The sequence below is a fragment of the Paraglaciecola sp. genome, assembly GCF_039964565.1.
Classification (GTDB): domain Bacteria; phylum Pseudomonadota; class Gammaproteobacteria; order Enterobacterales; family Alteromonadaceae; genus Paraglaciecola.
Genome location: NZ_JBDVXF010000038.1, coordinates 24597 through 36909, shown reverse-complemented (window position 1 = coordinate 36909; position 12313 = coordinate 24597). Strand labels below are relative to the sequence as shown.

The window sequence follows — 12313 nt, the reverse complement described above, 5'->3', positions numbered from 1 at the left end:
GGCACAGTGCTCTTTTAAATTAAGCTTCCCATAATTATCTTTACACTAAGATCATCTTAGAAATTTAAGAGTCAACCAGCGTTAATTTAGTACGTTTATTCTAAAACAATCAGTTTTGGTTGAAATCTAAACTAAAATTTACTCCGTTGGTACGAAAATGCAGCTTTTTTTTATATCTTATAATCTAACGCATTACTATAGTTGACCCTAATCCCTACTTCCGTATATTATCTGTTGTGAGGTTCACTACCTTTTTTATATTAAAAGTCGTTTCAACGACAACACACACTATTGTGGTCCAGGGAGACATACATGTTTAAATTTAAAAAGAGTGCAGCTGCTCTAGCTGTAACTGCATGCTTGGGAGTGTCACTTCCAGCGCTAGCAAATAATACCAACGGTGCGATTACTGGTAATTCAATTACTACTTCTGGAAACGTTTTAACTGGCGTTACAGTTACAATTGAAAACTTAGATACAGGCCTTTCACGTACAGTAGTTTCCAATGATGACGGTGCCTTCCGTTTTCCATTGCTTCCACCAGGCCCGTATAAAATTGTTGCTGAGAAAGACGGTTTTACTACAACCGTTGAAGAAAGTGTTCGAGTAGGTATTAGTGGTAAAGTAAACCTTAACTTAGCATTAAATGATGCAAGCATGGAGCGTATCGAAGTTTCTGGCTCTGCGATTTCATTAGTTGATATTACTAGTAACAGTACTGGTATCGTAGTTGACTCAGTTACTCTAGAAAAAGTTCCAGTTCCTCGTGATTTAACAAGTGTTGCGTTATTAGCGCCAGGCACAACTAAAGGTGATTCTAACTTTGGTAACGTACCTTCTATCGGTGGTGCGTCTGCTGCTGAAAACGCTTATTATGTAAACGGTCTAAACCTAACGAACTTCAGAACAGGTGTGGGTTCAAGTAACCCTCCGTTTGAAATGTTTGATACATTTGAAGTGAAAACAGGTGGTTACTCTGCAGAATATGGTCGTGTAACTGGTGGTGTTATTAACGCTAAAACTAAAAGCGGTACTAACGACTTCAAATGGGGCGTTAACGTATTTATTGAGCCTGATGGTCTTCGTGAAGATAAGCCTAATGCCGTAAATGCAAATGGCGAAACTAATATTGATAACTCTGGCGACAAAAACACTGCTTGGGATGTCAACCTTTGGGCCAGTGGTGCAATAGTCGAAGACACTTTGTTCTTCTATGTTCTTTATAACCCGCGTTCTGATGTATTTGATTACCTAGGCCGAGAAAACCAAGTTGGTGACGATTTGGTTCGTAGTGTTTTTAAAGATGAAGATGAAGATGCCTTCTGGGGCGCTAAAATTGACTGGTATATTAACGAAAATAACATACTAGAAGTGACTGGCTTTTCTGATAAAAGTGACGAGCTAAACTACACTTACACCAGCACAAATGGCGTATTAGATGAAGGCGTTTATGGTACTACCCAAACAGGTGGTGACAACTATAGCATTAAGTACACCAGTATATTGAGTGACGACTTCTCAATCTCTGCAATGTACGGTATCAATGAAGCCAACAGAACGACTTCAAGTCCACTAGACGCTAACCCAGCAATTTATCGTCGATTCGATAGTAATGGCGCGTTTGTTAGAGGTGGTAACTTTGGTAACTTCAATATCGATGTGGGTTCTGATGAACGTGAAGTTTTCCGTATCGATGCTGACTGGTATATTGGTGATCACGAAATTCGTTTCGGTGTAGATTCAGAAACCTTAACTGCAACCGCAAATACTACTAACTCTGGTGGTAATTATTATCTTATTTATGTAGATGACGTAACCGATCCAGCCAACCCCACTCCTTATGAAGTGCGTAGACGTACTTATATAGCGGGTGGTGATTTTGAATCTAAAAACTTTGCTTATTACATTCAAGACCAATGGCAAGCAACGGATAAACTAGTTATTAATGCTGGTTTACGTAATGATTCTTTCGAAAACTTTAACGGTGCTGGTGAATCGTTTATTGAGCTAAGTAATCAGTGGGCACTACGTTTAGGTGCCGTTTACGACGTGAATGGTGACGGTGATTCTAAAGCTTATTTCAGTTATGGTCGTTATTATTTACCAATTGCGGCAAACACCAACATTCGTTTGTCTGGTGCAGAAACTTATATTCACGACTTTAGAGCATTTGAAGGTTTTGCTGATGCATCAATAGACCTTCCTAACTTTAATGAATCTGGTACAGCTACTTCTCCGCAACAAGTGTTTTCTGACGGTGATGTACCCACTACAGCTGCGATCGTAGACCAATCTATTGATCCAATGTATTCTGACGAGTATATAGCTGGTTATCAGTTCCAGTTGTCTGATGAGTGGAGCATGGCGGTTCAAGGTACGTACCGTGAATTGGCAACTACTATTGAAGATGTTGCGATTGATTATGGCTTTAATCAATATTTAGAGCGTGAGTTCGGTAGGTCATGTGAAGAGTGTTCTGGCTTCCATTATTATATTCTAACTAACCCTGGTACTGATTTAACCTTCCAAGCAGACGACGGTGAAACTTATACTATCCCTGCTGATGACTTAAACTACCCAGAATCTATTCGTAAGTATGCATCTGTAGATGTTACTTTTGAAAGAGCGTGGGACGGTGTGTGGTTATTAAACGCTGCTTATACTTGGTCTCATAGCTGGGGTAATAACGAAGGTTATATTCGTTCAGATAATGGTCAAGATGATGCAGGTTTGACTACTTTGTTTGACCAACCTGGTTTGTTAGACGGTGCTAACGGTAACCTTCCTAATGACAGACGTCATGCAATAAAAGTATTTGGTTCTTACCAGGTGACTGATGAGTTGAACTTAGGTATTAATGCTAAATGGCAATCTGGCCGTCCTAAAAATGCATTTGGTTATCACCCAACAGACGTATTTGCTCAGGCTTACGGTTCTGAATCGTTCTTTGCTGACGGTGAGTTAGTACCACGTGGTTCATTAGGTACTACTAGTTCTGTATTAGAAATAGATGTAACAGCTAGTTATAATGTTCCAATCGGTGAAGATTATGATTTAACGCTTCGTGCGGATATCTTTAACTTACTTAATAGTGATACTGCGACAGAAGTTTCTGAAATCTACGACCAAGAAACTTCAGCGGGTGCTGGTACTGGACTTGTTAGTCCTGAGTTTGGATTACCTTCAAACTGGCAAACACCACGTTTCGTTCGTTTAAGTGCCTCTCTAAGATTCTAAACCTAGTTTTAAAGCCTTAGTTACAAAGCCCTGCAATAGCAGGGCTTTTTTATTATAGTAATGAAATATTTATAGTTATGGTGGGGTAACCTCAGCGAATGAACGATGTAAAAAATATATTGAATAACTTGGTTAGCGCTGTAAAAGTTGGCGATTCTCGTAAAGCCTATGATTGTTTAGCGTTGTTACTTTCAGAAAAACCCAATTTGAACGCGAGTTGGTTGGGGGTAGCGAGAATGGCGCTATTATCTGGTCAAGTGACTTCAGCGCGAAAAGCGTTAGCACTATTTGAAACAAAGGGCCAAAAACCTTTTGCTGATAGGTTACAACAACTAGCAATGTTGATTGAAAGTGGGCAAGTTCAATTAGCGTTTGAAAAAGCGTTAGAGTTAGCCAAGGAAAACCCTGATAGACCAGAAGTTCACCACTTTTTGAGTACGGTTGCGATGCAGCTTGGTAAAAAAGAGATGGCTATTGAGTACGCAGAACTTGTGTTAAAGCAATGGAATACATCTGGGCAAACTTGGTTGATATTAGCGTCACTTGAAAAAGCTTCAATCAACTCTCCCATACTTAAACGTCTTTTAGAGGTCAAGAACGCGATAGATGGGAGTGCTAATCAAGCATCAAAATCGTGTTTCTACGCGGCTTTATGTAAAGTGTATTTTGACCTAGATGATTTTGAGAAAGCGTTTGAATATGCGGCAAAGTCCAATGACTACCTATCAAAAATACAAACATATCCAATTACTGACGATTCACAAAATGTTCGGTATATAGCGTCACAACAAAGTGGTTTTGTCGAGTCATCACCTACTAAAAGGAAAGTTGACGCAGATAATCCCATATTTATTGTTGGGCTACCTCGAAGTGGGACAAGTTTACTAGAGCAGATGTTGTGCAGCCACTCAAATATAATTGATGGGGGCGAATTCAATGGTATGGAACGAGCTTCGAGATGTTTAACTAAGGGATTGGCTATTGGCAGTCGAGCTGAACAACTAGATGCCAATGTTGTTGAAAAATACACTCAAGAGATTCGTAGAGCATATTTGCAATATGCACATGAAAAATTTGGTTCAGAAGGAATTGTGGTAGATAAAAGTATGACAAATAACCGTTATATATGGTTAATAAAAAAGGTATTTCCAGATTCACCGATAATATTTATAAAAAGAAACACCCTAGATACGGCTTGGTCTTGTTATAGAACACATTTCAGTAGCGGATTTGCGTGGTCAACCAGTTTAGAAAGTATGGGTGAATATTTTTCTCTTGAAGAGGATTTGAATCGTCTTTGGTTACAAAAGTTTAAATCGTCAATTCTCACAATTAGTTACCAAAATCTCGTCGAACAACCAGAAGCTTTACTGCAGGAAATATGCACGTTTTGTGGGTTAGAATTTGAAAATTCAATGTTACATTTTTATGTGAGTAAACGGGCTGTATTTACCGCCAGTGTTGCACAAGTTCGCGAGAACGTTCATCAAAACGCTATTGGATTCGGTAAAAAAATTGAACGCGAACTTAAGCCGTTTATTGAACACTATAGGTATTCGGTTACTGAGTCTGATTAGTCGATTCAGTGACTGTTTGTATTAAGGCTCTGAAGAAAGAGTATTAGACAGGTATAATTGAGCTAGCCAATACACATATTTTTATATGAGCAAAAAATGAGCTAGCTGATACCAGTAGCTGAGAATGGCGATATTAGTCTCTGAAATATTGCAACTATTTATTTTAAATAAATGTGTACTATAACCCTAAGTACTTCCTTGACAATTTGCTAACATCCATGTGAATATTCTCTAGTCTTAGTCTTCAGTTCACTGAATTCTAAGCCCCTTAAACAACAGAGCTTAATAGCCCCTTGTCAACAAACTTTATAGCTTGACGAGGATTTAAAACAAAAGAATTGGTTGGGAATTATGTCCAAAATGAGCAAGAGAAACCTTATTGCTTCTGCCGTCGTTAGTGCTTTTGCACTCGGTAGCAGCGCCGTTGTCTCTGCAGACCCGTTAAACGAGCTTCACAAAGAAGAAGCTAAAATTCACGCGGCTGCAGCGAAATCCCAAGAGAAGATAAACAACCTGTATGAACAGTCACAGGAATTGTTTATTGAATATCGTGGAGTCGTTGACGAAACAGAAAATTTGAAAGTGTATAACGATTACGTTGCAACACTTGTTGCTGATCAGCAGAGAAGTATCGATTCACTACAAACTCAGATTGATGGTATTGATGGCGTTAAACGTGGCGTAGTTCCGCTAATGTTTAGAATGATTGATAGTCTTGAGAAGTTTATTGAACTTGATGTGCCAATTAACCTAGAAGAGCGAAAAGAACGTGTAGAACGATTACGCGATGTTATGGCAAATTCAAACGTGACCACATCAGAGCAGTTCCGTCAGGTCATCGAAGCTTATCAAATAGAAAACCAAATGGGTGCAGCCAGTTCAATTCGAGCTTACCAAGGTACGTTGGATTATCAAGGAACTGAAATCACTGTAGATTTCTTTAACCTTGGCAGAACAGCGCATTTAGCTTTGTCTCTTGATGGTAAAAGTGCATGGGTTTGGGATAACGACGCTAGGGCTTGGGAAGAGTTAGGTGCCGAATATTTAAGCGCAGTAGTTACCGCTGTTAAAATGGCAAACAAATTGTTGCCACCTGATCTTCTTAAATTACCAATCAAAGCTGCGGAGTAATATTGATGAAAACTGTATTTAAATCCATATTAGCTGCTGCGTCGATCGCTATGATGGCTTCTTCTGCACAAGCAGCGACGTCGTTAGAAGGACTTCTTCAAGAAGTTAAGAAAAATCGTGTTTCTGAAGCACGTATAAACAAACAACGTGAAGCTGAGTTTCAGTCTGCACGTGCCGATAAACAAGCACTATTAAGAAAGGCTCAGGCCGATCTTAAAGCAGAAAGAGCACGTGAAGCAAGATTGAAGAAAGCATTTGCTGACAACGAAGTTAAACTAGCTGAAAAAGAAGTTGAATTGACAACTGCAACAGGTACTTTAGGTGAGATGTTTGGTGTGGTTCGTCAGGCATCAGCAGAAGCATACGGTCAAATTTCTACTTCTATTGTGAGTGCCGAATTCCCAGGACGTGGAGCGTTTCTAAAACGTATGTCTGAAGAAGCCAAAGGCCTTCCTAATATTAAAGAACTAGAAGACCTTTGGTTTGCGTTACAAACTGAAATGACTGAACAGGGTAGTGTTTCTCGCTTTACTACTGAAGTTGTTAGCTTGGACGGCGGTTCTACACAACAAGAAGTCATTCGAGTTGGTACATTCAACCTAATTGGCGAAGAAGGTTATTTAGTTTACGACTACGAAAATGAAATGGTTCAACCATTGGGTCGTCAACCAGATGGATATCTAGTTGATTCTGCACTTGATCTTAGAAATGCAACCTCAGGTTTGGTTCCATTCTATGCTGATCCTTCAAGTGGCGCGATATTGGGGCTATTGAAAGAAAAAGCAACAATGGAAGAGCGTTACCATGCTGGTGGTCCAGTAGGTTACACAATCACTGTTATGTTATTTATCGGTTTGATCATCGGATTGTATAAAGTTGTTACTCTTACCCTTGTCGGTGGCAAGATGAAAGCACAACTTAAAAATATAAATAATCCTTCAAGTGGCAACCCTCTTGGTCGCATACTTCAAGTATATGGTGAGAATAAAACAGCCGATGCTGAAAGCTTAGAGTTAAAGTTAGACGAAGCTATCCTTAAAGAGCTACCTAGAATCGAAAGTGGTGTAAACATCATCAAGATCTTTGCTGCAATTGCACCACTGTTAGGTTTGTTAGGTACGGTTATCGGTATGATTGAGACTTTCCAACAAATTACTTTGTTCGGAACAGGTGACCCTAAACTAATGGCTGGCAGTATCTCAATGGCATTGGTAACCACTGCCTTGGGTATTATCGCTGCATTACCATTATTGCTTACTCATAGTATTGTTGCTGGACGTAGTAAATCTATCGTACATATTCTTGATGAGCAGACTGCGGGTATTATAGCTACTCACGCTGAGTCGGAGAAAGCCTAAGATGTTATTTCTGATAGAACAATGGGAGTCTGTCAGGGATTTTATAGCTGCTGGCGGTGACGTATTGTACGTTGTCGCTGCCGCGCTCTTTCTAATGTGGGCATTTATGATTGAGCGCTTCTGGTATTTGGCTTCGGTCTTCCCAAAAATGAGAGATGAAATTATCTCTAACTGGGATGCTCGAGAAGACACTACCTCATGGTATGCGCATAGAATTCGTGACACATGGATTTCACAAGCTTCAGATGGCCTAGATGCAAGAATGTTGCTAATTAAAACACTTGTGGCTATGTGCCCTTTAATTGGTTTGTTGGGAACAGTTACCGGCATGATCGGTGTGTTTGAGACCATGGCAACTCAGGGTACAAGTAACCCTCGTCTAATGGCTGCAGGGATATCTATGGCTACTATTCCAACAATGGCTGGAATGGTTGCTGCTTTATCTGGTGTTTTCTTTAGCTCTCGTTTAGAAGCTAAAGTTAAAATAGCTAGAGAAAAGCTAGTAGATGCCTTACCCCATCATTAAAGAGAGGATCTTATGGGTCGTAAAGTTCGAGTAGAAGAAGATGCAGCAATTGATATGACACCTATGCTAGACATAGTGTTCATCATGTTGATCTTCTTCATTGTTACTACTGTTTTTGTTAAAGAAGCGGGTATTACCGTTAATAAGCCTAATGGTTCACTTGCCGTCATGCCTAAAAATGCGAACATTTTTATTGCGGTGTCTGAAGATGGAAAAGTTTGGATCGATAAACGTCAGGTTGAAACGGATTTAGTTCGTTCTAATTTGGAGCGTTTAATGGCTGAGCAACCATCCGATGTGATAATTATTCAAGCTGATAAGGAAGCTGAACACGGACTTGTTGTAGAGGTTATGGATCAAATTAAAGCTGCAGGTATTGATCGTATCTCAATAGCAACGGAAGGTGGTAGTTAATATGGGTCGATTAATAATTTCTATATTTATAGGTGCTGTAATAGCATTTGGCCTGTTTATTTTAATGGCTGAGTTAATTTCTAACTCTGGAAGGCCACCACCCGAAGCTGGTGAGACAGTTGTAATTGATATTGTAATGTCTACACCAGACGATGCGACGCAGTTAAGACAAAGGGTTCCACCACCGCCGCCGCCGCCGCCTAAACAGCCTCCGAAAATTGAGCCTGTTGAACCGGATGTAGCTGAAGTGAACACAGATGGATTAGGTTTTAATATGCCTAGTGTTGATGTGGGAGGCGCTTCAGTAAATATTGGTAGTGTAGGTGCAATGCGTGACGGAGATGCTACTCCTATTGTAAGGATTGAACCAAAGTATCCGGTTCAGGCTGCAAGAGATGGAAAAGAGGGATGGGTTAAACTATCTTTCACCATTAATGAAGTGGGTGGTGTTGAAGATGTTAAAGTTATTGATGCGGATCCAAAACGTGTGTTTGACCGTGAAGCAAGACGAGCATTAGGTAAGTGGAAATACAAGCCCAAAATTGAAGATGGTAAACCGATGAAACAGTTCGGTCTGACAGTGCAACTAGACTTTAAGTTGGATAAATCATAATGAATAAACATCTAAAACATTTATGTGTGGTTTCGGTGATTTCTGTTGCCACTATTATTCCGATGAGTGTTTCGGCACAGGTGTCGTCTCCAATTGTATGTCCTGATTATAAGCGCGGAACGACTAATATTCCTGGTCAAAAAGTCGGGAAAAAAGTAGGTAAGGCGCTAGAAGCTTACAATAATGATCTTATCGACGAAGCATTAGATATTCTTTATGAAATCGACGCTTCAGATACTTTTGATAGAGCATTTACTGATAGATTTATAGGTAACTTGCTTGCTACTCAAAATGGTAAAGCCGAAAAAGCTATAGATTATTTACAGAAAGCTGTTGCACCTAAAAAGTTAAATGATGCAGAACAGGTTGGTACAATTAAGTTAATCGCTGACTTAAGCCTTCAGGAAGAACAATATGATAGTGCGATTAAGTATTATCAAGAGTGGATGAAGGTAACCTGTAAAGAAGATTTTGACGTCTATTTTAGAATGGCTAACGCTTATTATCAGACAGGTCGATTTGCTGAAATTATTGCGCCTATCAATAAGGCTATATCCTTAGCTGAAAAGCCTAATAAAACAGCTTATGCACTTAAAATGACATCTTATTACAATCGTAAAATGTATAAAGAAACCATTGAAGTGCAAGAAGAAACTGTTCGGATATTTCCAGATGACAAGGCTCAGTGGACACAACTAGGCTTTTTCTACATGCTTGTAGAGGATCATAAAAAGGCATTGTCTACTTTTGAGATTGCTTACAGTCAAGGCTTCTTGACTAAGGCCGCTGAGATCAAAGCGCTAAGTCAATTGTATTCAATGAATGACATACCTATAAAAGCGGCGCAAGTATTGGAAAAGCATATTAAGTCTGGATTAGTTAAAAAAGACGAAAGAATGCTTACTAGTGTTGCATCCTCTTATCAACAGGCTAAAGAGTTCAAAGAAGCTGCTGACTACTATGGTCAATCAGCTGTGTTGACCTCTGATCCCGATTTATACCAAAAACAAGGCATGGTTTATTATGCAATGGAAAGGTATAACGACGCGATAAAGGCTTTACAAAAAGCTTTAGATGCAGGGTCTGATAAAAAGGGCGCAATTCATCTAGCAATGATGCAAGCTAATTTTGATAAAGGTGATTTTAGGTCTGCCTATACTCATGTATTGGAAGCAAAGAAGGATAATTCTACTGCTCGAAATGCAAGAAGTTGGGAACCTTATATTAAGGAAAAAGCTAAAAACCGAAAAATTAAGCTTTAAATAAAAAGCTCCTTTGGGAGCTTTTTTTATGTCCAAATTTTGATTTATAGGTTGGACGTAGTACCTTTAATTACCGCGTTAAAACCCTTAACAGTAGTCAACACCAGAAATTTAAATGCAATACTTCATCTCAGTCTTCGTCAGTGCGTTCTTAGTCTTTCAAATACAACCAATCATTTCAAAAACGATATTGCCGTGGTTTGGTGGTGGCGCCAGTGTTTGGACTACCTGCATGTTATTTTTTCAATTTTTCTTGTTAGTTGGTTACGTATACGCCTACCTACTAACAAAAACCTTAAGAATTAAAACTCAGGTCGCCGTTCATTTAGTATTGCTGGCACTGGGGGTGATATTTCTGCCATTTGGCATTCAGGATATACACAATATACAGGCTGCTACCACTCCTACTTGGGGGGTCCTAAGTGTACTATTTATTACTCTAGGCTTTCCGTATTTAATGCTGTCTGCAAATACCCCATTACTGCAACATTGGTTTAGTAGCGATGCCAATAATGTGAATCCTTATAGACTTTATGCCATCTCGAATGTGGGGTCATTTTTAGCACTAATTAGTTATCCGATTGTAATTGAGCCTTTTATGTCTATTGATGGGCAACTTGAATTGTGGTCAAGTATTTATTGTATATTTGTGGCTTTGGTTATGTGGATTTTTTACGTAGTCGTGACTAAGTCCAAGAGCCAGAAACTTGAAGATGCAAAAAAACTCGTTAATTCGAAGGTTGGTTTTTTCCGTCTTACCTTATGGTTTTTACTAGCAGCTTTGGGGGTTGTCTTGTTGGTTTCGACAACCAATGCGTTAACACAAAACGTGCCTCCGGTGCCATTTTTGTGGATTGCTCCATTGGCTATCTATTTACTAACCTATGTCATGGCGTTCAGTAGTCTAGGACTATATTTAAGAGTCATCTGGCTTCCTTTTTTTATGGTGTTGTCTTTCGTTGCCTTGTTAATTTATTTTATTGGTGGGCAATTTGACTTTGTTACCCAGTTAATCATTTATCTACTGATATTGATGTGTGGTTGTATGATTTGTCATGGAGAATTGAATGCTCTTAAACCACGTCAAGGCAATACCACTTTGTTTTATCTATTTTTATCAGCCGGAGGTGTTTTTGGTAGTTTCTTGGTGACCTTTGTCGCTAAGGAATCTTTCGATGAGTTTTTAGAGTTTCCGTTAGCAATTGTCTGTGTGTTGGTGATAGCTGCAGCTACACTGTGGTGGGTTCGTAAGGATGAGGTAACGCAATCAAACAAAGGGCACATTGTTGCAATTGATCAGCTTTTCTTATTGTCGATTGGCAGTTTAGTTGTTGCTTTGCTTTGGTTATTGGTTTTTATTAAGCTCAATAGCCAATATCAGCAGTATGACGTAGCCAAGGATAGGAATTTCTACGGCATACTATCAGTAAAAGATATAAACGAAGGTGAAGTGAGTGAAAGAAGACTCATAGATGGTACCACCTCACATGGGAGTCAATCCTTACCACTTGCGTCATCTCCTGTGCCATTGAGTTATTATCGTCCCGGAACAGGGGGCCAAATGATTATAGATGAGCTTTCAAATGTTAAAAATTTACAGGTTGGTGTGATTGGTTTAGGGGTAGGGGCGTTAGCCGCTTATGGTCGACCGGGAGACCTATATACTTTTTATGAACTAAATCCTTTAGTCGCAGAGTTCGCTAATCGATATTTCAATTATTTGGAAAACGCCCAAGCCGACGTAGTGATTAAGCTAGGTGATGCTCGCGTGACTTTGCAAAACGAATTAGACAACGGACAAAGAAATTCCATTGATCTGCTTATCATAGACGCCTTTTCTGGCGATCTAATTCCGACTCATTTGATGACTCATGAAGCATTCATGTTATATCAACAGCATATTAAAGCTTCAGGAGTCATAGCGTTACACATATCCAATAGGCATTTATCATTATTGCCGGTTATCATACATCACAGTAGAAGCTTAAATATGCAAATGATGGTGTTTGACACGCCTGGTGGTGGAAATGAACATGACGCGCAATGGGTAATGTTAAGCAATAACCAGCAATTAAACGAATCACCACGTCTGATGAATAAGCGGACTCCCGTTATTCGTAGCCAATATCAAAGTGTGAAGTGGACTGATGATTACTCGAGTTTATTACCTATTTTAAAAGTCTTAAATTAGCGGT

At 39.4% G+C, this 12313-nt stretch carries 9 protein-coding genes; all 9 read left to right on the top strand.

Going from position 1 to position 12313, the window contains the following annotated elements; translation table 11 throughout:
* Nucleotides 1-312 precede the first annotated feature (312 nt).
* The 9 genes from ABJK37_RS16750 to ABJK37_RS16710 all read left to right on the top strand — a co-directional run bounded on the left by ABJK37_RS16750 (nt 313) and on the right by ABJK37_RS16710 (nt 12309).
* Complete coding sequence (locus ABJK37_RS16750; protein ID WP_348356365.1) at nt 313-3237, top strand: TonB-dependent receptor; 2925 nt, start codon at nt 313-315, stop codon at nt 3235-3237.
* Nucleotides 3238-3335: 98 nt separating this feature from the next.
* Entirely contained in the window at nt 3336-4814 is a 1479-nt protein-coding gene (locus ABJK37_RS16745; protein ID WP_348356363.1) for a sulfotransferase, read from the top strand.
* 360 nt (nt 4815-5174) lie between these two features.
* Nucleotides 5175-5945 carry a DUF3450 domain-containing protein gene (locus ABJK37_RS16740; protein ID WP_348356362.1) on the top strand — a complete coding sequence of 257 codons (771 nt, stop codon included), beginning with the start codon at nt 5175-5177 and terminating at the stop codon, nt 5943-5945.
* A 5-nt stretch (nt 5946-5950) separates the two neighbouring features.
* The gene (locus ABJK37_RS16735; protein WP_348356360.1) at nt 5951-7303 is read left to right on the top strand and encodes a MotA/TolQ/ExbB proton channel family protein; all 1353 of its coding nucleotides are present in this window, start codon (nt 5951-5953) and stop codon (nt 7301-7303) included.
* A 1-nt stretch (nt 7304) separates the two neighbouring features.
* Complete coding sequence (locus tag ABJK37_RS16730; RefSeq protein WP_215929148.1) at nt 7305-7829, top strand: MotA/TolQ/ExbB proton channel family protein; 525 nt, start codon at nt 7305-7307, stop codon at nt 7827-7829.
* A gap of 12 nt (nt 7830-7841) precedes the next feature.
* Entirely contained in the window at nt 7842-8243 is a 402-nt protein-coding gene (locus ABJK37_RS16725; RefSeq protein ID WP_215929149.1) for a biopolymer transporter ExbD, read from the top strand.
* A 1-nt stretch (nt 8244) separates the two neighbouring features.
* Complete coding sequence (locus ABJK37_RS16720; RefSeq protein ID WP_215929150.1) at nt 8245-8856, top strand: energy transducer TonB; 612 nt, start codon at nt 8245-8247, stop codon at nt 8854-8856.
* Nucleotides 8856-10118 (top strand): hypothetical protein, encoded by a 1263-nt coding sequence (locus tag ABJK37_RS16715; RefSeq protein ID WP_348356358.1) that lies wholly within the window; start codon nt 8856-8858, stop codon nt 10116-10118. Before ABJK37_RS16720 ends, ABJK37_RS16715 begins: the two co-directional genes overlap by 1 nt.
* Nucleotides 10119-10233: 115 nt before the next feature.
* A complete protein-coding gene (locus ABJK37_RS16710) occupies nt 10234-12309 on the top strand; it encodes a hypothetical protein (protein WP_348356356.1) in 2076 nt (691 codons plus the stop codon).
* Nucleotides 12310-12313: the final 4 nt, after the last annotated feature.

Bases quoted from the DNA above. Each gene is read 5' to 3' on its own strand.
- ABJK37_RS16715 (WP_348356358.1), top strand. From the start codon at position 8,856: ATGAATAAACATCTAAAACATTTATGTGTGGTTTCGGTGATTTCTGTT.
- ABJK37_RS16740 (WP_348356362.1), top strand. From the start codon at position 5,175: ATGAGCAAGAGAAACCTTATTGCTTCTGCCGTCGTTAGTGCTTTTGCA.
- ABJK37_RS16720 (WP_215929150.1), top strand. From the start codon at position 8,245: ATGGGTCGATTAATAATTTCTATATTTATAGGTGCTGTAATAGCATTT.
- ABJK37_RS16710 (WP_348356356.1), top strand. From the start codon at position 10,234: ATGCAATACTTCATCTCAGTCTTCGTCAGTGCGTTCTTAGTCTTTCAA.
- ABJK37_RS16725 (WP_215929149.1), top strand. From the start codon at position 7,842: ATGGGTCGTAAAGTTCGAGTAGAAGAAGATGCAGCAATTGATATGACA.
- ABJK37_RS16745 (WP_348356363.1), top strand. From the start codon at position 3,336: ATGAACGATGTAAAAAATATATTGAATAACTTGGTTAGCGCTGTAAAA.
- ABJK37_RS16730 (WP_215929148.1), top strand. From the start codon at position 7,305: ATGTTATTTCTGATAGAACAATGGGAGTCTGTCAGGGATTTTATAGCT.
- ABJK37_RS16735 (WP_348356360.1), top strand. From the start codon at position 5,951: ATGAAAACTGTATTTAAATCCATATTAGCTGCTGCGTCGATCGCTATG.
- ABJK37_RS16750 (WP_348356365.1), top strand. From the start codon at position 313: ATGTTTAAATTTAAAAAGAGTGCAGCTGCTCTAGCTGTAACTGCATGC.